The following is a 21,742-nucleotide window of genomic DNA, read 5'->3' as shown; positions in this document are numbered from 1 at the left end:
AAATGCTTGAGCCTGGATGTCGACTGCGTCTTTTGCTGAACCGACTTGAGAAACTGGTTATTGGAAAAATAAACTGTTTTGTACCGCTTGAGATTAAAGAGGTGAATAGCAACCGGAATGGCGATTGCGAGTAACCCGTACAGAAATTGTGGATACAAAAAGTTCATTGGCGCACAAAGCTAATGAATGCAGGTGATTTCAATAGAATTAATTTTAATTGGTTCTTACCAAAAAATGTACGCGATAATGATCGCTGCCACAATTCCCATGAAATCGGCAAAGAGGCCGGCTGTTGCGGTGTAGCGTGTGCGGGTTACGTTGATTGCTCCGTAATAAACCGCGATGGTGTAAAATGTTGTCTCAGTACTTCCCTGGAATACGCCTGATAAAAATCCCTGGAATGAGTCTGAACCGTAATTGCTCATGGTTTCAACCATCATGGCACGAGCTCCGGAACCTGAAAGCGGTTTCATCACAGCTGTGGGCAATGCTCCCACAAAATCAGTATTGAACCCGAGTCCGCTTACGATGAACTCTATTCCGCCAATAATCCAATCGAGTGTACCGCTGGCTCTGAATACTGCAATTGAAATGAGCATTCCCACGAGGTAAGGAATGATTTTCACCCCAACATTGAAACCTTCTTTTGCGCCATCGATGAAGGTTTGGTAAACATCTACTTTTCTTTTAAGCGCTAGCAGAATAAAGCCTACGATCACACAAAAAAGAATCATGTTACCGGAAACGACTGAGAATTTTTCGGCAAAATTATCGGGCATTTGGGTGAGCCAGGTCACGAGGGCGAGCACGAAAACGGTGAGTCCGCCCAAAACCAATAGCATTGTTTTGTTGAACAGGTTGATGCGTTGCCTGATTGAGACGAAGATCAACCCCGAAATTGTAGCGAAGTACGTAGCGAGCAGAATCGGTAAGAAGACATCGGTTGGAGTAGAAGCGCCTTCTGCAGCACGCAAGGCCATCACACTGACGGGAATAAGTGTCAATCCGCTCGTGTTCAGAACCAGAAACATGATTTGCGCGTTACTGGCTGTTTTTTTGTTGGTATTAGCATCCTGGAGTTGCTCCATAGCTTTGATACCAAATGGTGTAGCGGCATTGTCGAGACCCAGCATGTTGGCAGCAAAGTTCATCATGATAGCTCCGTGCGCATTGTGATTGCGCGGAATCTCAGGAAAGAGGCGAATAAAAAATGGTTCTATTTTTTTGGATAGCCAGGCGATGACTCCCGCTTTTTCTCCAACCCGTAATAATCCGAGCCAAAAGGTCATAACACCGATGAGCGTAAGAACAATAGCGATGGAAGTATCGGCCATGTCAAAAGTAGACTGCACCATATCACGAAAGACGTAGAGGTCACTCTCGTCAAATACCAGTCCGATTGCTTCGAGTTGATCGCGAAAGAAGTAGCCAATGGTTCTGACCAGAGCCACGACAAACGCGATCACAAAAAAACCGATGAAAATATAGTTCAGTACCACCTGGTGTTATTTTCGCTCAAAGTTGTGAAATTAATTGAATATCGAAATAGATGATGTGAACTCTTGTTTAAAATAGATACTCATGCACATCTAACAACCCGAGTAGAGCTACAATAATGATGACGACAACAAGTCGCCTTATCCAGATTTGTGCCTTTGGGTTTTGAAGGGCATAGCGAGCAACAGCCCAGCCGGTTGTGGCTTGTCCCACTGCGAGAGCGAGTCCGGCACCCCAGTGAATCATATCGTTGAAAACAAAAACGATGAGTGGGACAGAGGCGAGGCCAAAAACGAGAATTTGCTTGATGAGGTTAGCTTGCCTGAATGAAAACTTACTCAAAAGCACCAGTGAAGCGAGCAGAATAATGCCAACTCCCATTTGGATGAATCCGGCATATAACCCGGCAACGAGAATCGAAATGCCGGTGAGCCACTTGTTTGCACCTCTCAATCCACGATCTTCCCGTCCCCATTTTCCTGGCTGTAGCAACATGGATAAGAGAATTAGAGCCAACGCCCCAATTGCCATGTATTCCAGCATTTTATCGCTAACTAATGTGGCTCCGTAAGCCCCAATTCCGGATCCCACCAAAGCGGGTATTGACAGCCAGGCATTTCGTTTGAACAAGCCTACTGTCGAGGGAGATTTTCTGATAGAAAAGAGGACGGTAACGGCCAAAACAAAAACGCCAACACGGTTAGTAGCATTGGCAATGGTAGGCGAAATTCCGAATAAAATAAGTGTGGAGAGCGTAATCGCAGAGCCGTTTCCGGCAAGCACGTTAATGATTCCGGCCATTGCACCGGCAGCAAAGAAAATGAGATATGCGTACCATTCTAACTCACTCATGCCGGCAAAGGTGTAATAAAATCAGTTAGTAGTATTAAACGAATTGGTTTGTTCCTCATTGAGGAGTAAATCATTGTGATGAAAAGTGATTCTGTCAGATCCCTGTTCAATGCACGAAATGCTTGTTGTTTGCACTTGTCCGTCACGGTTCATCCTGATGTCGTTGTAAATGTCGCCTTCACCACCAAAATGGTGGAAATGCAGAATTTCACTGCTCGTTGGATTTTCGTGATTCATGAGCCACTCATTGAACCAGTTTTTGCGCTTTTCGATTGTATCAGGAGTGTAGAGTTGAGCTGATGACCAAATATGCGGTTTTGCAGGGTCAAACGAATCGTAATGTTTCCGTTTGCCATCCCAGCGAAATTCCTTTATTCCGTCATTGAAGATGACCAATGTAAAAGGTTCAATATCGGTCAGATCCGTGTTTTCCAGAGATTTGACTGTATTTCCTGTAGCTAACGATTCGGTTAAGATGAGTCCGCGACTTTTGCGGTAAGGCGGATTGTGATCGTGTTGCTCAAAAGCTCCGTTGAGCAAACAGGCAATAATCCCGCTTGTATTGATCGCTAACCAGGTTCCACCGGCTAAACCATCTTTAGGAAAATACAGCTCTGATCCCTCAACATTGTGCCAGTCCGGTAAGCCTGCTTTTTTACGCTCAGGGCTCTCATCTCTGTTTGATGTAATGAGGCGTGGAGAGCTGTGAGTTTCCGGCAAATAAGTCAGCGTGCACATACCTGTTTCGCAATTATTTAGCTCTGACCATTACAGGTTTTGGTTTCATCTCGATCATCTTCATCTTTTCAAAAAGTTTGATGAAGTAATATACCGGATCGAGTTCATACCATGAATGGCCAAAGTTTGCGCTGTTTGGTTTTGTGTGGTGATTGTTGTGGTAACTCTCACCCAGCATGAGAAAATCTATAGGGATGAGATTTTTACTTGTGTCACTTACTCTAAAACGGACAGTCCCAATTTTGTGGGCAAACCAGTTGATGATAGCACCGTGAAATGGTCCCATTACAAAGTGAATGGGGAGTAGGAGGAACATCCACCAATGAGTTGCGAAAATGGCGTAAAAACCGATGTAGAACAATCCCCATGAGATCCGAACCATCCAGTTGTCAGCGAATTTTTCAAAGCTGATCCATTCGGGAAGGTTTTTCGTGAACTTTTCATCTGTCTTCACCCGACCGTAGAAAATATCACTGTAAATAACTTTTGTTTTCCACATCATATCAAAGAGGTTCTTCGAATATTTTGGAGAGTGTGGATCTTTCTCAGTATCAGCATAGGCGTGATGTTGACGATGGAGAACTCCATACGTGTTGGGACTTAAATAAGATGATCCCTGCCACAACCAACTGAGGACAAACCAAATTTTCTCCCAGCTCTTACTCATCGTAAACATTTGGTGAGCTGCGTAGCGGTGATGAAAAAACGTTTGGGTAAAGAGTGATAAATACCAGTGTGCTAAAAAGAAGATTAAAATGATCACAATTGAAATGATTTAATGAATATCAGATTAAAAAAAGATATGCTGCAAATAACGACATAGGAGGAGAATGGGTTACCAACTTGTGATTAAAAATATCAAATTGGAGCTTCAACATCAGCGATAAACCAAACATCTCCGTTTTTTTCTACCAGCCAAGGCACCTCCCACCATATTCCTTCTTTGGCGAAAACTGTAAATTGGCCACTTTTATTTGAAGCCTCATCAAATGAAAATCCCATTTCAGCTAACTTTCGCGTTATTTTATCAACTCCGGCTGCATATTTGGTTCTGATTGTTATCAGATACTTGTCTTCATCAACATTTTCAAACTGACAGATGAATGAGTGAAGGCTACCCTCAAATACATCGTCAACTATATGTTTTGGTAGTATGACATTGTTGCTTGATGTGAGTTCGATCATAATTCGATTGTGATTTTTATCACTTTAGTCGATTTAATTAGACTTATTTTTGAACAAAATACACAAAAAAATGAAAAAATCTATATCGCTAATTCTAATACTATTTTCAACATTATTCATTTTTTCACAATCTCCAAATTACGGTGTTGCTGTAAAACCGGTTGAGTTTGAAAACATGCCCGGGCTACAATCTTATGCTTTTGGTCAGTATGATGGTAATTGGGTTTTAGTAGGAGGTAGGTTAGATGGACTTCATCGCAGGCAACCCTGGGCTTCTTTTGATGCTGGTAATAACAACGCATTTATATATGTTGTTGATCCTGCTACTGAAGAAGTATTTCAGAAATCTTTAACAGGTTTACCAACAGCTATTCAGGAGCAATTTCAAACTACAAATCCAAATTTTCATCAGGATGGTAAGTATCTGTACTATGTTGGAGGCTACGGATACAGTAATACAGCAGGCGATCATATTACACATGACAGACTAACAAGAATTGATATGAGTACGTTGATTCCGGCTGTTAAGAATAATACTTCTATTTCTGCATCTTTCAAGTCAGTTCAACATGCTGATATGGCAAACACGGGAGGTCAGTTAGAAATGATTGGTGACACCTTTTACCTTGCTGGTGGACAGAAGTTTACTGGTAGATACAACCCAATGGGAAATCCCACTTTTACTCAGCAATACCACGAAAAAGTAATGCGGTTTACTGTGAATGAAAACTCAAGTGGTAATTTGGTGATATCCAGGTTGCCAGACTTTATTGATCCTGTCAATTTGCACAGGAGAGATTACAATATGATTCCTCAAATATTTCCTGACGATTCATACGGCTTTACAATGTTTAGTGGTGTATTTCAGCCAACTCAGGATTTACCTTTTTTAAACTCTGTTGATGTCAAACAAAGCGGACATCAGGTCAATAATAACTTCACTCAATATCTTAATCATTATCACTGTGCTACAGCAGCTTTGTATGATCCTGATAGTAAGGTCATGGATAATTTATTCTTTGGTGGAATCAGTCAGTTTTATTTGGATGAAAATGATAGTTTGATCGAAGATACTGACGTTCCATTTGTGAATACCATTGCCAGGGTTAGAAGACTTGATGACGGTTCTATGAATGAGGAAAAAGTTGCAGAAATGCCTGGTTTGTTAGGTTCGGGCTCTGAATTTATACTTGCAAATGATATTACTTTTTACGAGCACGGAATAATTGATGTTAGCGAGTTAGATCTATCACTGGATTCAGTTCTCATCGGTTATGTTGTAGGTGGGATAGAAAGTAGCGCTAAGAATATCTTTTTCATCAATACAGGATCAGAAAGTTGGGCTACACAGGTTGTTTATGAAGTTTATTTGGTTGATAAACTATCAACAGGAAGTTTAATAAACAAAAAACAACTTTTTGATAGAGGAAACATTTACCCAAACCCTGTGTCAGGAGACTATGTAACACTTTCATTTAAATCACAAGTGAGAGGTGAAAGTGCTGATGTCATGATTTATGATCAGTCAGGAAGGGTTATTGATCAATTAAAAAGAGAAATAAAACCAGGACAGAATTCAATTGAGTTAAAAGCCCCTGATAAAAGCGGGATCTATTACATTACAGTTGTTGTTGGTCAGCATTTGAAAACGTTTACATTGACAAAAAAGTAAAGGAGTGAAATTCACCTCCCTTACTAAGATTCTTTTTAGAAGTTTTTCGTTAAGCCGATTTTACTACTGGAAAATGAAGAACCTCCACCAAGTTCAGCATTCAAAGACCATGTATCTTTAAAGTAATATCGTCCTCCTATTTGGACACCAAGGCCTATACCCGATGTTCGGTCACCACTGTATTCAGATGGCGAATCATACACATAAAAACCTGCGTTCAATCCAGCGTAGAGGCCTATGTCTGAAGGAAGTTCTAAAACCTCATTCAAATGATAGTTCCCTCTGACTGAAAATCCAAAGATGTTATGGCGATATCCTGTACCAAAATACCTTTCATTCCAGGATCTCCAGGAAAGTCTTCCTCCTACAGTGATATTGTCATCAACACCAACTTCAATTCCTCCATAGACAGGAATTCCCCATGTACTCAAACCAACACCAAAATCTGCCATTTTAGAGCCTTTTCCTATTGTATTTTGTGAATAGCTAAATGTACTACACGCTACAAAAAATAAGACGATTAATTTTTTCATTGTTGTGATTTAAATGGTTGAGTGCTTTCTTAAAGTAACAAGTATTATATCCAATACCAAAAAAGACCGCAATAATACGGTCTTTTTCTACATTACTGTATGTGTATTGAGAACTAGAAAATGTACTTGTTCTCTTTGATAATCGCTTCAGCAACTTCTCTTCTCGTTTGCTTGATATTGAATGGCTCGATTTTAGTAAATCGTTTGATTCCCATCATTTGCATGCGAAGTTCATCACCTTCAGCATAGCTCATCAGTGCTTCTCTACCGCATTTGCCAATTTTTTCGGCTGCTTCGTAAATGTAGGCTCTGACCATGTTTTGCTGAAGCTTTGTTTCTTCTTCGCCCTTCATCCCGGCCAGCTTTTCAACTCTCAGTAGAACAGATTCAGCCACATACGTTTCAGTAAGCATGTCTGCAATATTGAGCAGTATTTCCTGTTCTTTGGCGAGCTCCATCATGAATTTTTGAGCGGCAGATCCGGCTACCATCAATACAGCTTTCTTGAAGTTTTTAATGTAGCGCTTTTCAGAACCGAACAAACCACTGTCATCGTTATCAAAATCGGGGATTGACATGAGTTCTTCACCAACTTTCTTAGCCGGACCCATCAGGTCTAACTCGCCTTTCATACCCTTCTTGAGCATCATGTCAACCGTGAGCATTCTGTTGATCTCATTGGTTCCCTCGAAAATACGATTGATTCGCGCATCACGGTAAGAACGCTCAACAGGAGACTCTGCAGAGTATCCCATTCCACCGTAAATCTGAACACCTTCATCCACAACAAAGTCGAGCGTTTCAGATCCGTGGACTTTCATCATGGCACACTCAACAGCATATTGCTCTATACCTTTGAGATCGGCTTTGGCTTTATCCATGCCTTCTTTTTCGTGAAGGTATTTGATGTGATCTTCAATGTTTTGAGATGCTCGATAAGTAGCCGATTCAGACGCGTAAGTTTTAATCGCCATTTTAGCGATTTTATCTTTTATCGCTCCGTATTTCGAGATTGGTCTGCCAAACTGATTGCGCTCATTGGCGTAGTTCGTAGCCTGTGAAATAGTTCCTTTACAGCCGCCAAGAACTGCTGCAGCTAATTTGATTCTGCCAATATTCAGAATGTTAAGTGCAATCTTAAATCCTTCATTTTGTTTTCCTAAAAGATTGTCCTTTGGAATCTTAACATCATTGAAAAACACCTGGCGAGTACTGGAACCTTTAATTCCCATTTTCTTCTCTTCAGGATTTAATGAAACGCCATCAGTATCAGCCATAACGATAAAAGCACTGAGGTTTTCATCGTCACCAATTCGAGCAAAAACAGTGAATACATCGGCAAACCCACCATTTGTGATCCACATCTTTTGTCCTTTGATCACGTAGTGCTTGCCATCATCAGTGAGTTCGGCTTTTGTTTTTGCGCTGTTTGCGTCAGATCCTGATCCGGGCTCAGTTAAGCAGTAAGCACCTTTCCATTCTCCCGATGCCAGTTTTGGAAGGTATTTCTCTTTCTGTTCTTCAGTTCCGTAATAGAGGATAGGCAATGTACCTATTCCGGTATGAGCAGAATAAGAAACAGAAAATGAATGCCCGGCACCTGTAGCTTCTGAAGAAAGCATAGATGTCACAAAGTTTTTTCCAAAACCTCCGTATTGTTCAGGAACAGAGATTCCCAGCATTCCCAGTTCGCCAGCTTTATCTAAAATTGAGGACATCAATCCTTCTTCGAGTGCATCAATACGATCGAGATTTGGTGTAACCTCTTTATCCACAAAATCTTTACAGGTTTGTGCAATCATCAATTGTTCTTCATCAAACTCTTCAGGGATGAAAACATCTTTAGCATCTGATTCACGGATGAGGAATTCACCGCCCATCAGTACTGATTTATTTTTATTATCACTCATAATTCTTTGTTTTAGTTGGTTATTTCAATAATTCGTAAACTCCGGCTGCTCCCTGTCCGCTACCCACGCACATTGTTACAACACCGTATTTTTTGTCGCGCCTGCGCAACTCATCGATCATTTGAACAGAGAGTTTAGCGCCTGTACAACCCAGCGGGTGACCCAGGGCAATTGCTCCGCCATTTACATTCACGAGTTCAGGATCTAAGTCCAGCTCACGAATAACGGCTAATGATTGAGAAGCAAATGCTTCGTTGAGTTCAATGAGGTCGATGTCGTTTTTGGTCAGACCCGCCTTTTTCAAAGCAGCAGGTACCGCATCTACCGGTCCAATTCCCATTATTCTGGGGTCAACACCTACAGCCGCGTAGGAGTGGAGTCTGGCAATTGGTTCTACACCTAATTCTTTCACCATCTTTTCACTCATGACAAGTGTAAAAGCAGCTCCGTCACTTGTTTGTGAAGCATTACCGGCTGTCACTGATCCCTTTTGATCGAATACGGGTCTGAGCTTGCCGAGCTTCTCAACAGAAGTGTCTTTACGGACACCTTCATCAGTATCTACTGTGTAATTGCGATTTTGCTTTTTGCCGTTTTCATCGAGGTATGTCTGTTCAACATCAATCGGTACGATTCCGTTTTTGAAGTGTCCGTTCTCAATGGCATTGGCCGCTCTTTGGTGAGACTGCAGCGCAAATTTGTCCTGATCTTCTCGGCTCACTTTGTAATCACGGGCAACAGCTTCTGCTGTAAGTCCCATTCCCCAGTACCATGTTGGGTTTTCTTTAGACACTTTTGAGTTGGGAACAATTCGCCATCCGCCAAACGGAATAGGTGACATCGTTTCAACACCACCGGCTACAATGCAATCAGCTATACCAGCATGAATTTTTGATGCTGCCACTGCGATTGTCTCCAGTCCGGATGCACAATAACGATTGATTGTCATTCCCGGAACTTTATCGGTTTTCAAACTCATAAGTGAGATCATTCTACCGATGTTCAATCCCTGTTCAGCTTCAGGTGTTGCATTTCCCACGATGAAGTCATCGATGCGTTCTTTTTCTAAATTAGGCACTTCTTTGAGCATGCCTTCTATAACCTGAACGGCCAAATCATCGGGACGGAGGAAGCGGAAACTACCTCTCGGTGCTTTGCCTACGGCCGATCTTTTTGCTGCTACTATATATGCGTCCATAATTGAATGTCTTTTTTAGTTTCTTAATATTTTTCCGGTTTTTAGGAGACTCTGAATACGTTCGAGCGTCTTCTTTTGCATACACAACTCTAAGAAAGCTCTGCGCTCCATCTTGAGTAGGTATTCTTCATCGACTTCGGTCGGTTCTGACAGATCACCGCCACACATTACCCAACCTAATTTTTCAGAGATAAGTTGATCGTGTTCGCTGATGTAATGACCAGATTTCATGCTATCGGCACCGGAATAGACAATTCCCAAACCTTCTTTCCCGAGGACCTTAATATCCTTGCGCATAACTGGTTTAGAATATCCTTTTTCAAAGAGGTTGAGAGCATTTTGCTTTGCGTAAGCGAGTTGATGATCGCGACTGATGATCACTTCATCCTGTCCGTGACGTAAGTAGCCGAGTTCAAATCCTTCGTGAGCACTTTTCGCGACTTTCGCCTGTCCGATTGTGAGGAATCGGTTGCGCAACTGATTGACGCGAATATCACCTTCGTTGAGATCGTCATTCAGGCGCAGCGTAAATTCTTTTGTTCCGCCACCGCCCGGTACAAGGCCAACACCAAACTCAACTAATCCGATGTACGTTTCAGCGTGTGCGATTACTTTATCAGCGTGCATGGATAGTTCACATCCGCCACCGAGTGTCATTCCGTGAGGAGCAACCACAACCGGAATATTACTGTAGCGAACGCGCATCATGGTATTTTGGAATGATTTTATAGCGAACTCCAGCTCATCGTATTCCTGTTCAACTGCGAACATGAAGATCATGCCCACATTAGCCCCGGCTGAGAAATTATCTCCTGTATTGGATATCACTAATCCTTTATAGCTCTCTTCAGCCATGTCGATCGCTTTGTTGATACCCTGGATAATTTCCTGACCAATCGTGTTCATTTTGGTGTGGAACTCAAGGTTTATAATTCCGTCACCCAAATCGACAATTGTAGCGCCTGAATTACTCCACAGCGTATTTCCCTCGCGGATTGTATTGAGGTTGATTGTATCTTTTTGTCCGGGGATCTCTTTGTAATCTCCCGAGTTGATATCGTAATAGAGCTTGAGACCGTTCTCGATCTTGTAAAACGCTTTGTGACCGGCATCTTTCATCTTGTAAAGCCAGTCTGCCGGCTTTTTGTCAGCTTTTTCCATTTCGGTCAGAACCGTGTCAAAGCCAATTGCGTCCCATGCCTCGAACGGACCTTGCTTCCAGCCGAAACCGGCTCTGAGTGCATCGTCAATCCTGTAGAGCTCGTCAGAGATTTCAGGAATCCGATTTGTTGCGTATTGGAAGAGTGAAGTGAAAGTAGTGCGGTAAAATTCTCCGGCTTTGTCTTTTCCTTTGAATAATACCGGCATGCGTTCGCTGAGGCTGTCGATTTGTTTCGTTTGCTCAAGCGTGTCGAATTTCACCTTCTTCTTTGGATTGTATTCGAGCGTGTTGAGATCGAGGGCCAGGATCTGACTGTTACCGTCATCATCTTTTACCTTTTTATAAAAGCCCTGTTTCGTTTTGGAACCCAACCATTCGTTGTCGACCATCTTTTGGATGTAGTCTGGCAACTTGAAAAGGTGATTGGCTTCGTCATTGGGCGTGTTGTCCTTCAATCCCTTTGCTACGAGGACCAGCGTGTCGAGGCCAACCACATCTGCGGTTCTGAACGTAGCTGATTTAGGTCTGCCTAAAACCGGACCAGTCAATTTATCAACTTCTTCAACAGTGAAGTCCATGTCTTTCACCGTGTGGAAGAGCGACATGATGGAGAAAACACCAATTCTGTTCGCGATAAATGCCGGTGTATCTTTACAGAGCACGGTTGTTTTGCCGAGGAATTTTCGCCCGTAATCTAATAAGAAGTCAATGAGAACCTGATCAGTTTCTTTTGTCGGGATGAGTTCCATAAGTTGTAGATACCTTGGCGGATTGAAGAAGTGAGTTCCCAAAAAGTGTTTTTTGAAATCATCGCTTCTGTCTTCGAGCATCATGTTTATAGGAATCCCCGAAGTGTTTGAGGAAATGATAGTTCCCTGCTTGCGGTGTTTCTCAACATTAGTGAAAACTTCTTTTTTGATGTCGAGTCGTTCGATTACCGCCTCAATGATCCAGTCGCAATCGCTGATGAGATCCATGTTGTCTTCCATGTTTCCCGTCACGATATTCTTGGCGAGCTTTTGATCATAAATAGGAGAGGGGTTTGATTTTAATGCCGTTTTGAGCGCGTCATTCACGAGCTTGTTGCGCGCGTTTTTGCCGTCACTATCTTTTGCCTCTTTGGGTACAATGTCCAGCAGCACAACTTCGCATCCGGCATTGGCAAAGTGGCAGGCTATTCTGGAGCCCATTACTCCTGATCCCAAAACAGCTACCTTATTGATGTTTCTTCTCATAATTGAATTTTATTTTTTGATAAAAAGAGGGTGTATCAAAAGGCGTTTTAAAATTTAAATACAGATGATCACAAGTTTTAATCCTCATAAATCAGCTATTTAATTTTTTAACACCTTGCCTTTTAATACCGAAAAATCCATTATTTTTCGGTATTGATTCACCCTCTAAGTGTTTCTGTTTCTAATTGGAAAATATCCTCATTATCGAGTAGGTGATTAATTTTATTCATCGTTGTTAGCATTTGATTGAGTTCTTTATCGGTCAGAGCCGAGTGAACAGCATCATTGAACTTTAAAACGGTATCGCGGCTTACTTTTCTCTTTTTCTCTCCTAAATCGGTGAGAAAGATTCGAACTTTTCGTTTGTCGAATTCATCGGGTTTGCGTTCGATGAAGCCGAGGTCTTCCATACTTTTTAGTGTACGGGTCAAACTTCTCGATTCCATCCCCATGAGCGGACCTAATTTTGTGGATGGTGTGCCTTTATCACGATCTATGTTCAGCAGCACATATCCAATAGACATGGTAAATCCGTGCTTTTGAGCCTCTATATTGTAGAGGCGTGATATCTTGTGCCAGGCCCATCTAATTGGGAAATCTATCGTTTCTTCCGGTTTCATCGTGTTCAAATTTAATAAAAAAGGTATGCACGCATAACAAAATATGTAAAAAATATCTTTATTTTCTCAAATTGAGCAGCGTTTAACTTTGAGGAACAGGTAGTTTGACACCTGATTGATTGAGTTTACACCTTCACCCGAATAATCTCATTGATATTGGTGGTATATTTTTTTGAGAGTCTTTCCTGGCGAGTTTTCCATCTTTTTTCTTTGCCGAGGTACTGAGATCCAAGCCTGATTTTATCTTCCCCAATTTTATCATTGAGTTTGTCGATGGTACTCATCAGCTTTTTGTGTCGCGGATCTTTTTGTTCAAAGAGATTGGTTTGTTCCTGTGATTCAGGAGTGAAATCAGAAATGATGACTCCGGCTTTTTTGTAGTGGTAGCGGTCGTAGTATATTTTTCTCAGCACGATGAGTGCGTATTTGGCGATAACCAGGTCAGAGTTTGACGCGTAGGGCAGCTCAACGGTGATGCTGTTGTAGTACTGCGGTTGCTCTATTTTGTGCGGATTGGTTCGCAGGAAAACGGTTACGGCATTACAGTTTGACCGCTGCTTGCGCAGTTTTTTGGCGCAGGCCACAGCAAAGCTGGAAACGTGTTCTTTTAAATGAGAAAAGTCGTTGTAATCGCGATCAAACGAGCGGGTTGTGGCGATGTTCTTTTTGGGTTGTAGAGCTTCCAGTCCCAGGGTAGGTTTTCCGCTCAAGTCGTATTTTAGTCTGAGCCCTACAATTGAAAGTTCCCGCTTCACAAATTGATCAGATAGTTGCGTGAACTGGTAAGCATTTTGAACTCCGGCTCTGAGTAACTTGCGGGCATTTCGTCTCCCAACTCCCCACACATCACCAATTTTCAGCCACTTGAGCGCTTTGTCTATTTTTTCCTGACTATCAATAATGTAAACGCCTCCAGTGTAATCCTGAAATTTTTTGGCTACGCGATTGGCTAATTTTGCGAGCGACTTGGTGGGAGCAAAGCCTATGCTCACAGGTATTCCTGTACTCTTCAGAACCTTTCTCCGCAGCTTTTCGCCATCTATAGCCGGCTGGAAGGACAGGCTCTGACCGAAATAAAGGAAAGCTTCATCGATGCTGTAGATCTCGATATCTGGCGTTGAGTTGGCTAAAATACTCATCACGCGCTTGCTCATATCTCCGTAGAGTGGGTAGTTTGATGAGAAAACGCGAATGCTGTGTTGCTTGAAAAAGCGATCGTACTTGAAGCAGGGAGCGCCCATGGGAACGCCAAGTGCCTTGGCTTCAGTGTTGCGCGCAATAACACAGCCGTCATTGTTGGAGAGCACCACAATGGGCTGACCTTTTAAATCTGGCCGAAAGACCGATTCACAGGAGGCATAAAAGTTATTGCAATCTACGAGCGCGTACATCTTAAAATGATTTTACGGAATGTACAACAATTCCCCAAATGATGAACTCATTTTCTTCGGTTACTTTGATGGGTTTGTAGTTTTTATTTCCGGGAATGAGCCAGCAGTGATCTTTCTCAAATTTGATTTTCTTGAGTGTAAATTCACCATCGATGTAGCAGACGGCTATTTTTCCATCTGTAGGTTCAACGCTCCTGTCCACTACGAGTAAGTCGCCATCGTCAATTCCAAGGTCCTGCATGGAAACACCGTCAACCCGGCAAAAGAAAGTTGAGGGCGGATTTTTAATCAGCTCTTTGTTCAAGTCTATTGGGTTTTCCTCGTATTCCTCAGCCGGAGAGGGAAAACCGGCTTTTACGCCAACTTCAAAATAAGGCCTTTTAACAGTTGTTGACCTGCTTACTCTGTAAAATGTGAGTTTTTCCTTGTTTTTCATCATCATACCTGGCAAAAGTAAACGTCTGCTTTTTTACAAGGTTTAAATCTGAAAGAAATAAATTGGAATAGGGGTGAAGTGGTGGAGGTAGCCTCCAGCCCCGCTCAATTACATCCCGTGGTTTACGTCCAGCTTTACTGAATCGTGTTTTCAAAAACAAAATTTATTTTTTGTATCATTGTAGTCAGGTTTAAGCTGACTAAATAACTATGAATAATAAAAACATATCAACTCAGTCCAGTGAGATATTAGGGTATTTCAATATACTCGGAAAAGATTGTTTTGACTTCAATGAAGCAAAAAAGGTACTTCCAAATTCTAGCGAAAGCGCGATAAAAGAGTTGCTGAGTGATATGGTCAGGCGTGGACTTCTTATGCGATTGAAAAGAGGTTTTTACTGCCTGATTCCCTACGAGCAGGACCCGGATGCTTTTATGCCGGACTGGCATTTATTAGCTAAGCCGTTAACCAAAGGAATCGATCACTATATTGGATACTATTCAGCTCTGCAAATCCATAACCTGATCACTCAACCTTCACTGAAAGAACAAATCGTAGTCGCCAAACAAATGCGTCCAACACAAATAGAAGTTAAGGGAGTGTCTTTTCAGTTCATCTATCACAATAGCAATCATTTTTTTGGTGCAAAAAAGGTGTGGATTGACAGTTTTCATAAAGTATTGTGTTCAGACCTGGAAAAAACCTTTGTCGATTGTCTTTTTAAACCAGATTATGCCGGGGGCATAGTGGAAATTGCCAGGGCACTTTATATTTCAAAAGACAGATTAAAATTTGATAAGCTTATGAAATACACTGAAAAGTTCAATTCTCAGGCAGTTATGAAAAGGCTTGGTTTTTTATTAGAAATTCTGGAGATCAATACAGATATTATTCAAAAATTACACGAATCAAAAACTGCATCCTATGTATTGTTAGATACCGAATTACCCAGGCAAGGCAAACACATCAGCCGTTGGAGTATTCAACAAAATTTAGAAACGGAAACCATTAAGTCTGCCATTTACACATGATTAAACCCGGAGAAATACAAAATAAAGCCCGTGAAGTGGGGGTTCGTGACCAGCAGATAGAAAAGGACTACATACTTTCATGGATACTACAAGGTATTGCTCAACATGAAAGTCTTGCAAAGTCAATGGCATTCAAAGGCGGAACGGTACTGAAGAAAATGTACTTTGACGATTATCGCTTTTCTGAGGATTTAGATTTCACTTTACTTGATGATACTATTTTCAAAGAACAGATTTTTGAATGGTTTTCAGCCGTTTTTGAATTTATAAAGGATGAAGCCAACATTCCGCTCGAAATAATTGATGACAATGAACATGAAGACGGAGGCATTAACTTTTACATCTCCTATATAGGTCCGTTGGGTGGTCAGGGAAACAATAAAAAAGTGAAAGTTGATATTTCCAGAAGTGAAAAACTGGCTTTTGATACAGTTAAACGAGATGTCATCATTTCTTATTCAGATCAGGAAGAGCATCAGATACTCTCTTATTCCCTGGAAGAAGTATTAGTTGAAAAATTACGTTCGGTCATGCAGCGTATGCAAGCCCGTGATTTTTACGACATCTGGTACTTGTTAGAAATTCATGGAATGGATATTAGTTTTTACATTCCGGAATTTCGTGTAAAATGTGAGAATAAAGATATAAAGCCGGACGACTTTCACCTTAAGCTGAAACAGCGGATACCTCAATATAAAGGACGTTGGCAAAAATCAATGGCTGATCAGATAATAGACCTGCCAGACTTTGAGCAAGTAGAACGAGAAGTGATGCGACACCTTAAGAAATTTGATTTGCAATAACTAAGTAGGAAATAGAATATAGAATATAACATTATTCACGCCATTGAGGATTTTCGTTAGCGAAGAATGTGTCTATGACTAGCTGTTAACCTAAGGTTTTTTATATACCTCCAACTAAACTAACACCCAATTAAACCGCTTGTTTTACTCCCATCTCCTAAAAATTAAACAGACCACATTCAACCAACACCAAAAAACGAACGTTCAAAACCATACATTCCGCATCATTTTATATATTTACCCGACTTAAAGTCAAAAACGGGATACTGAACCGCAGCACGATTGAGTTTTTTGGATTATGGGAGAAAATCAACAGCCCCAATTTTAAAGGGGGCGAATTCGATGCCTTTAAAAATGAAGTCCCACTTTTCTCAGCTGCGAAACGTTGTGAGGCAACAATAAGAACCTTCCTTTTAAAACAACACTTGTTTCTCAATTAGGAAACTTTTATCTTTGCTGAAAAAAAAAATGAATGGACGATTATAAATTCCGGGTGTAGTTTATGGAAGATGCAAAGCAGTTCCTTGACAAGCTTGACGAAAAGGCTAGAGAAAAAGTCTACTACAATATTTGGAAAGCTAGAAGGACAAACGACAAGAAGCTTTTCAAGAAACTTCAAGACGAAATTTGGGAATTTAGAACTAAATACAGCAAGTCCTATTATAGACTTTTTGCATTTTGGGACAAAACTGACAAAGAAGACACTGTGGTAGTTTCAACACACGGACTTATCAAGAAAACGGATAAAACACCAAAAAGCGAAATTGCCAAAGCAGAACGATTGAGACAACAATACCTTGCCTACCGACAGGCAGATATTAACAGCAAAAACAAAGAAAAATGAAGACATACAGTTTAGAAGAGATGACTGATAAACACATCGGTAAAAAAGGAACAAAAAAAAGAGATGAATTCGATTATGAACTTCGTCTTGACTTACTGGGACATTCCATTAAACAAGCAAGAAAAGAACGTCACTTAACTCAAGATCAACTTGGAAAACTTGTTGGTGTCAAGAAAGCACAAATCTCCAAGATTGAAAATAGCGTTACCGATGCCAGGTTTTCCACCATTTTAAAAGTGTTTAAAGTGTTGGGAGCCAAAGTGAATTTTAATGTAGAACTCAGTAATCGAAAATTAGCGTAACAACATTAATGCTCACCGCACAACAAGTGGCTACAACTAATGCTGGGGCAATTCAGTAAATTTTAAGATATTGAAGAAAATAACTGTTTAGAACAGACCCCAGCTCCCGCGCGATTGTATCGCGTGGTTATAAGGCCACAATACCAGCTCCAACCCAATTAAACCGCATATTTTACTCCCAACTCATAAAATTAAGCACACCGCTCCTCATTCAACCAACACCAAAAAACGAACGCTCAAGACCATACATTCTAAATCATTTTATATATTTACCCGACTTAAAGTCAAAAACTGGATGCTGAGCCGCAGCATGATTGAGTTTTTTTTGGATTATGGGAGAAAATCAGCAACCTCAATTTTAAAGGTGGCCAATTAGATGCCTTTAAAATGAAGCCCCACGTTTTTTAGCTGCAAAACGTTAGCGTACATTAGAAACAAGACAGAGAATAAAAAAATTGAAAGGTGAAACCTGAAAACCTTTTTTACAGTGTAAGTAAGAAGATAAAAATAAATAAGAATGAAAAAAGTAAGTTTAATTTTAACCCTTTTAATCGGATTTAGCTCTATCTCTTATGCCCAAACCGTAACCATTGGAACCCAGGTATGGATGACCAATAACCTCAACGTGCATAAATTTCGAAATGGCGACCCTATACCACAAGCTAAAACTAAGGATGAATGGGAAAAAGCAGGAGAGAATGGTGAACCTGCCTGGTGTTATTACCATAACGACCCGGTCAACGGTGAAAAGTACGGCAAACTTTACAATTGGTATGCGGTAAATGACTCAAGAGGATTAGCGCCAGAAGGTTGGAAAATTCCATCTGATGAGGATTGGACAACCCTTACCGATTATTTGGGTGGTGAAGAAATAGCAGGTGAAAAAATGAAAAGCACCAGAGGTTGGGAACAAGAAGGTAATGGTACCAACGAAAGCGGATTTTCTGGACTTCCGGGCGGTGTCCGTGCCGACAGTGGGACGTTTAACGTCCCACTTAGTGGGACGTTTCTCACCATTGACTATTATGGTTACTGGTGGAGTTCTTCGGAGGGCGATACGAGCAGTGCTTGGTCCCGCTATCTGGGTTACGACAATAGCGGTGTGGTAAGGTACGATGGCGATAAGGAACTAGGCTTGTCTGTTCGTTGCCTCAGGGATTGATTTCACCCCAGCTCCCGCGCGATTGCATCGCGTGGGTTATCATTCTAACCCCGAGAAATAATCACACCCCCATCACCTCAAACTCCTTTTCAACAACTGCGCATTGATCGCTACAATTATGGTGCTCAGGCTCATGAGGACAGCGCCCACTGCCGGACTCAAAACAATATCTGCCCATGCCAGTACGCCTGCTGCGAGTGGAACAGCCACAATGTTGTAACCGGCAGCCCAAAACAGGTTCTGAACCATTTTCTTGTGTGTCGCTTCGCCAAAGAGGATCAGCGATGCTATATCTTTTGGATTGCTGTTGACCAACACGATATCTGCCGTTTCAGCAGCCACATCTGTTCCCGAGCCCACGGCTATGCCAATATCGGCCTGGGCCAGGGCAGGAGCGTCATTCACTCCGTCTCGCCACCTCCCGCGCGATTGTATCGCGTGGTTATAAGTAACTCGTAAACCCGAGAAATAATCACAACCTCCTTCACCTCATAATCATCCGCATTAATAAAAGTTATTCATGGCTGCAATCACTATTTTGATCTTTAATTGTGTTAGTACGTGCACTCAATAGTGATTATGCTAATGACGCTATACATTCATCGCAGCCATGCAAGCTTTCAACAAAATTGTTGCAAATTTGTCCTCGCAATTTTTAAACGAACACTTCAATGTCTGACGATAAAAAGATTATTTTTTCGATGCAGGGTGTCAGCAAGATACACCCGCCAAATAAACAGGTTCTCAAAGATATTTACCTGAGCTTTTACTACGGAGCCAAGATCGGTATTCTCGGTTTAAACGGTTCCGGTAAATCAACGCTTCTACGCATTATTGCCGGGAAAGATGAAAGTTACCAGGGAGATGTTGTGTTTACACCGGGTTATTCTGTTGGCTTTTTGGAACAGGAACCTGAGCTCGATGAAGCTAAAACAGTAAAAGAAGTAGTGAAAGAAGGAGTTGCTGATACGATCAGGCTCCTTGAGGAATATGAAGATATCAACAAGCAGTTTGAAAAGCCTGAGGTCTATGAAGATCCAGATAAAATGGAGAAGCTCATGGAGCGCCAGGGTAAGCTGCAGGATAAAATAGATTCATCAGGAGCGTGGGAAATCGATCAAACGCTCAACCGCGCGATGGATGCGCTCAATTGTCCGGAAGAAGACAAGAAAATTGAAGTCCTTTCCGGTGGTGAAAAAAGACGTGTGGCGCTTTGTCGCTTGCTTTTACAAAAACCAGACATCTTGTTGCTCGATGAGCCTACCAACCACCTCGATGCCGAATCAGTACTGTGGTTAGAGCACCACTTGCAAGAATACAAAGGAACCGTCATTGCAGTAACGCACGACCGTTACTTCCTCGATAATGTTGCGGGTTGGATTCTCGAACTCGACAGGGGTGAAGGGATTCCGTTTAAGGGGAACTACTCGAGCTGGCTCGATCAAAAATCAAAACGATTAGAGCAGGAAGAAAAGCAGGAAACCAAGCGCCAAAAAGCATTGAAAGAAGAGCTCGAGTGGGTGCGTCAGGGACCTAAGGGTCGCCAGTCGAAATCGAAAGCGCGTCTCAAGAACTACGAATCGATGCTCAATGAGGACGTAAAAGAAAAAGAGAAGAATCTCGAAATTTGGATTCCGCCAGGGCCACGCCTCGGGAATGAAGTGATCAAGGCTGAGCACGTCAAAAAGGCTTACGGAGATAAATTACTTTATGAAGATTTGAACTTCGATCTTCCGCCTGCTGGAGTTGTTGGGATTATTGGACCAAACGGAGCCGGTAAAACCACAATTTTCAGGATGATCATGGAAAAGGAACAGCCTGATGCCGGAGACTTCAGCATCGGAGATACGGTTGAGATCTCTTATGTCGATCAGACCCATGAAGATATCGACCCTGAAAAATCTGTTTGGGAAGTGATTTCTGGCGGAAATGAACACATCGAACTGGGAGGTCGCTCAATCAATAGCCGTGCTTATTGCTCGCGTTTCAATTTCAATGGATCTGACCAACAGAAAAAAGTGGGAACGCTTTCCGGTGGAGAACGAAACAGATTGCACCTCGCGATGAGTTTGAAACAGGAGGCCAACGTGCTGCTGCTCGATGAGCCTACTAACGACATTGATGTGAATACGCTGCGCTCACTCGAAGAGGCGATCAACAACTTTGCGGGTTGCTCAGTGATTATTTCACACGACCGCTGGTTCCTCGATCGCGTTTGTACGCATATTTTGGCATTTGAAGGAGATTCTCAGGTTTATTACTTCGAAGGTTCGTTTACTGAATACGAAGAGAATAAGCGCAAACGTATGGGAGATGTTGAGCCCAGACGCTTCAAATACAAAAAGCTCACTAAAGAAGATTAATATTCGAAAGCCTCTGAAATTCAGGGGCTTTTTTTGTAAGATTATTCAATTTTTTAAAATCATTTATTTTACCTTGAATTCTCTGAACCAATCTTGGTTAATCCTGTTATAACAGCAATTAATAACACAATAATTGTAAATATGATTTTTGTCACATTGAGTTAAACGCTCAATTGTTAATTTTGTAAAAAATTTAAAAACTATGAACAAGGTATTTCTAACAATTACAGCAGCCACAATGTTACTCGCTTCATGCGGAGGTGGTGGAGGAGAGTCTAAAAAAGATTCTTCTAAAGAAGAAGGAATGAAGATCGAACAAAAAACTCAGGAGAAAGCTGAGAAAGATGTTCCGGAAACAGTTGAAATCACTATTGAAGGTGATGACCAAATGAAGTTCAACATGAAAAAGATTGAAGTTTATGAAGGTCAAACTGTGAAACTTACACTCAAGCACGTTGGTAAAATGACGAAAAAAGCTATGGGACACAATTGGGTTCTTTTGGCTAAAGGTGTAGATAAAGCAGCTTTTGGAGCTGAAGCAGCCGGAATGGAAAACGGAATTGAAAACGGACACATTCCAGCAGACAGAAGCGAAGACATCATCGCACACACGAAACTTCTTGGCGGTGGCGAAGAAACAACTATCGAATTTGAAGCTCCTGAAGCTGGCGGATACGATTTCATGTGCAGCTTCCCGGGACACTACGCTACGATGAACGGTAAATTTATCGTGAAGAAGCCGTAAGACTTTAGTGCAATTTTTTCATAAAAAAACCGACTCATGAAAGTCGGTTTTTTTATGAAAAAT

At 41.6% G+C, this 21,742-nt stretch carries 21 protein-coding genes and 1 pseudogene; 8 read left to right on the top strand and 14 right to left on the bottom strand.

The window, feature by feature from the left end; genetic code table 11:
- The 6 genes from RI557_RS11745 to RI557_RS06860 all read right to left on the bottom strand — a co-directional run.
- A partial coding sequence (locus RI557_RS11745) for a BatA domain-containing protein (RefSeq protein WP_409079684.1) occupies positions 1–167 on the bottom strand: 167 nt, incomplete at its 3' end.
- Between the two features lie 57 nt (positions 168–224).
- Positions 225–1,499, bottom strand: a complete 1,275-nt coding sequence (locus RI557_RS06880) for a nucleoside recognition domain-containing protein (protein ID WP_310668699.1) — start codon at positions 1,497–1,499, stop codon at positions 225–227.
- 67 nt (positions 1,500–1,566) lie between these two features.
- Positions 1,567–2,349 (bottom strand): sulfite exporter TauE/SafE family protein, encoded by a 783-nt coding sequence (locus tag RI557_RS06875; RefSeq protein WP_310682913.1) that lies wholly within the window; start codon positions 2,347–2,349, stop codon positions 1,567–1,569.
- Between the two features lie 21 nt (positions 2,350–2,370).
- A complete protein-coding gene (locus RI557_RS06870) occupies positions 2,371–3,087 on the bottom strand; it encodes an NRDE family protein (RefSeq protein WP_310682911.1) in 717 nt (238 codons plus the stop codon).
- Positions 3,088–3,100: 13 nt separating this feature from the next.
- Entirely contained in the window at positions 3,101–3,850 is a 750-nt protein-coding gene (locus RI557_RS06865) for an acyl-CoA desaturase (RefSeq protein ID WP_310682909.1), read from the bottom strand.
- Between the two features lie 95 nt (positions 3,851–3,945).
- Positions 3,946–4,272: a hypothetical protein gene (locus RI557_RS06860; protein ID WP_310668703.1), complete on the bottom strand. Its 327-nt coding sequence runs from the start codon at positions 4,270–4,272 to the stop codon at positions 3,946–3,948.
- A 70-nt stretch (positions 4,273–4,342) separates the two neighbouring features.
- Here RI557_RS06860 and RI557_RS06855 point away from each other — a divergent pair, with 70 nt between their 5' ends.
- Positions 4,343–5,944, top strand: a complete 1,602-nt coding sequence (locus RI557_RS06855) for a T9SS type A sorting domain-containing protein (protein ID WP_310682907.1) — start codon at positions 4,343–4,345, stop codon at positions 5,942–5,944.
- A 35-nt stretch (positions 5,945–5,979) separates the two neighbouring features.
- Here RI557_RS06855 and RI557_RS06850 read toward each other — a convergent pair whose 3' ends face one another.
- The 7 genes from RI557_RS06850 to RI557_RS06820 all read right to left on the bottom strand — a co-directional run bounded on the left by RI557_RS06850 (position 5,980) and on the right by RI557_RS06820 (position 14,435).
- Positions 5,980–6,477, bottom strand: coding sequence for a DUF3575 domain-containing protein (locus RI557_RS06850; RefSeq protein ID WP_310668705.1), 498 nt, complete (start codon positions 6,475–6,477; stop codon positions 5,980–5,982).
- A gap of 113 nt (positions 6,478–6,590) precedes the next feature.
- On the bottom strand, positions 6,591–8,387 hold the full coding sequence (locus tag RI557_RS06845; protein ID WP_310682905.1) for an acyl-CoA dehydrogenase family protein: 1,797 nt from the start codon (positions 8,385–8,387) through the stop codon (positions 6,591–6,593).
- Positions 8,388–8,406: 19 nt separating this feature from the next.
- On the bottom strand, positions 8,407–9,588 hold the full coding sequence (locus RI557_RS06840; protein WP_310682915.1) for an acetyl-CoA C-acyltransferase: 1,182 nt from the start codon (positions 9,586–9,588) through the stop codon (positions 8,407–8,409).
- A 12-nt stretch (positions 9,589–9,600) separates the two neighbouring features.
- Positions 9,601–11,982: a 3-hydroxyacyl-CoA dehydrogenase NAD-binding domain-containing protein gene (locus tag RI557_RS06835; RefSeq protein WP_310682903.1), complete on the bottom strand. Its 2,382-nt coding sequence runs from the start codon at positions 11,980–11,982 to the stop codon at positions 9,601–9,603.
- Between the two features lie 158 nt (positions 11,983–12,140).
- A complete protein-coding gene (locus RI557_RS06830; RefSeq protein WP_310682901.1) occupies positions 12,141–12,602 on the bottom strand; it encodes a MarR family winged helix-turn-helix transcriptional regulator in 462 nt (153 codons plus the stop codon).
- A gap of 125 nt (positions 12,603–12,727) precedes the next feature.
- The gene (locus tag RI557_RS06825; RefSeq protein ID WP_310682899.1) at positions 12,728–13,993 is read right to left on the bottom strand and encodes a Y-family DNA polymerase; all 1,266 of its coding nucleotides are present in this window, start codon (positions 13,991–13,993) and stop codon (positions 12,728–12,730) included.
- A 1-nt stretch (position 13,994) separates the two neighbouring features.
- Positions 13,995–14,435: a translesion error-prone DNA polymerase V autoproteolytic subunit gene (locus tag RI557_RS06820; RefSeq protein ID WP_310668710.1), complete on the bottom strand. Its 441-nt coding sequence runs from the start codon at positions 14,433–14,435 to the stop codon at positions 13,995–13,997.
- Between the two features lie 203 nt (positions 14,436–14,638).
- Between RI557_RS06820 and RI557_RS06815 the strand changes: the two genes are divergently transcribed.
- The 5 genes from RI557_RS06815 to RI557_RS06795 all read left to right on the top strand — a co-directional run bounded on the left by RI557_RS06815 (position 14,639) and on the right by RI557_RS06795 (position 18,571).
- The gene (locus RI557_RS06815; protein WP_310668711.1) at positions 14,639–15,460 is read left to right on the top strand and encodes a type IV toxin-antitoxin system AbiEi family antitoxin domain-containing protein; all 822 of its coding nucleotides are present in this window, start codon (positions 14,639–14,641) and stop codon (positions 15,458–15,460) included.
- A complete protein-coding gene (locus tag RI557_RS06810; RefSeq protein ID WP_310682897.1) occupies positions 15,457–16,263 on the top strand; it encodes a nucleotidyl transferase AbiEii/AbiGii toxin family protein in 807 nt (268 codons plus the stop codon). Before RI557_RS06815 ends, RI557_RS06810 begins: the two co-directional genes overlap by 4 nt.
- A 502-nt stretch (positions 16,264–16,765) precedes the next feature.
- Positions 16,766–17,107, top strand: coding sequence for a type II toxin-antitoxin system RelE/ParE family toxin (locus tag RI557_RS06805; RefSeq protein WP_310682895.1), 342 nt, complete (start codon positions 16,766–16,768; stop codon positions 17,105–17,107).
- Positions 17,104–17,409 (top strand): helix-turn-helix transcriptional regulator, encoded by a 306-nt coding sequence (locus RI557_RS06800; protein WP_310668714.1) that lies wholly within the window; start codon positions 17,104–17,106, stop codon positions 17,407–17,409. Before RI557_RS06805 ends, RI557_RS06800 begins: the two co-directional genes overlap by 4 nt.
- A 517-nt stretch (positions 17,410–17,926) precedes the next feature.
- Positions 17,927–18,571 carry a fibrobacter succinogenes major paralogous domain-containing protein gene (locus tag RI557_RS06795; protein ID WP_310682893.1) on the top strand — a complete coding sequence of 215 codons (645 nt, stop codon included), beginning with the start codon at positions 17,927–17,929 and terminating at the stop codon, positions 18,569–18,571.
- A 72-nt stretch (positions 18,572–18,643) separates the two neighbouring features.
- Here RI557_RS06795 and RI557_RS06790 read toward each other — a convergent pair.
- A pseudogene (locus tag RI557_RS06790) lies at positions 18,644–18,982 on the bottom strand (heavy metal translocating P-type ATPase); the annotation flags it as partial.
- A gap of 260 nt (positions 18,983–19,242) precedes the next feature.
- Between RI557_RS06790 and ettA the strand changes: the two are divergent.
- Together ettA and azu are read left to right on the top strand one after the other, a co-directional pair.
- On the top strand, positions 19,243–20,934 hold the full coding sequence (gene ettA, locus RI557_RS06785; RefSeq protein WP_310682891.1) for an energy-dependent translational throttle protein EttA: 1,692 nt from the start codon (positions 19,243–19,245) through the stop codon (positions 20,932–20,934).
- Positions 20,935–21,136: 202 nt separating this feature from the next.
- Entirely contained in the window at positions 21,137–21,679 is a 543-nt protein-coding gene (gene azu / locus RI557_RS06780) for an azurin (protein WP_310669106.1), read from the top strand.
- The last annotated feature ends 63 nt before the right edge of the window (positions 21,680–21,742 follow it).

Origin of the sequence: Salibacter sp. (assembly GCF_031581065.1) — a bacterium.
In the GTDB taxonomy this organism is placed as follows: Bacteria; Bacteroidota; Bacteroidia; order Flavobacteriales_G; family Salibacteraceae; genus Salibacter.
This window is presented reverse-complemented; position numbering and strand designations above follow the sequence as displayed.

Coding starts and splice junctions, on each gene's coding strand:
- RI557_RS06830 (WP_310682901.1), bottom strand. CDS start 12,602: ATGAAACCGGAAGAAACGATAGATTTCCCAATTAGATGGGCCTGGCAC.
- RI557_RS06875 (WP_310682913.1), bottom strand. CDS start 2,349: ATGAGTGAGTTAGAATGGTACGCATATCTCATTTTCTTTGCTGCCGGT.
- RI557_RS06850 (WP_310668705.1), bottom strand. CDS start 6,477: ATGAAAAAATTAATCGTCTTATTTTTTGTAGCGTGTAGTACATTTAGC.
- RI557_RS06795 (WP_310682893.1), top strand. CDS start 17,927: ATGAAAAAAGTAAGTTTAATTTTAACCCTTTTAATCGGATTTAGCTCT.
- RI557_RS06825 (WP_310682899.1), bottom strand. CDS start 13,993: ATGTACGCGCTCGTAGATTGCAATAACTTTTATGCCTCCTGTGAATCG.
- RI557_RS06835 (WP_310682903.1), bottom strand. CDS start 11,982: ATGAGAAGAAACATCAATAAGGTAGCTGTTTTGGGATCAGGAGTAATG.
- RI557_RS06805 (WP_310682895.1), top strand. CDS start 16,766: ATGGAAGATGCAAAGCAGTTCCTTGACAAGCTTGACGAAAAGGCTAGA.
- RI557_RS06870 (WP_310682911.1), bottom strand. CDS start 3,087: ATGTGCACGCTGACTTATTTGCCGGAAACTCACAGCTCTCCACGCCTC.
- RI557_RS06845 (WP_310682905.1), bottom strand. CDS start 8,387: ATGAGTGATAATAAAAATAAATCAGTACTGATGGGCGGTGAATTCCTC.
- ettA (WP_310682891.1), top strand. CDS start 19,243: ATGTCTGACGATAAAAAGATTATTTTTTCGATGCAGGGTGTCAGCAAG.
- RI557_RS06820 (WP_310668710.1), bottom strand. CDS start 14,435: ATGATGATGAAAAACAAGGAAAAACTCACATTTTACAGAGTAAGCAGG.
- RI557_RS06815 (WP_310668711.1), top strand. CDS start 14,639: ATGAATAATAAAAACATATCAACTCAGTCCAGTGAGATATTAGGGTAT.
- RI557_RS06810 (WP_310682897.1), top strand. CDS start 15,457: ATGATTAAACCCGGAGAAATACAAAATAAAGCCCGTGAAGTGGGGGTT.
- RI557_RS06855 (WP_310682907.1), top strand. CDS start 4,343: ATGAAAAAATCTATATCGCTAATTCTAATACTATTTTCAACATTATTC.
- RI557_RS06860 (WP_310668703.1), bottom strand. CDS start 4,272: ATGATCGAACTCACATCAAGCAACAATGTCATACTACCAAAACATATA.
- azu (WP_310669106.1), top strand. CDS start 21,137: ATGAACAAGGTATTTCTAACAATTACAGCAGCCACAATGTTACTCGCT.
- RI557_RS06800 (WP_310668714.1), top strand. CDS start 17,104: ATGAAGACATACAGTTTAGAAGAGATGACTGATAAACACATCGGTAAA.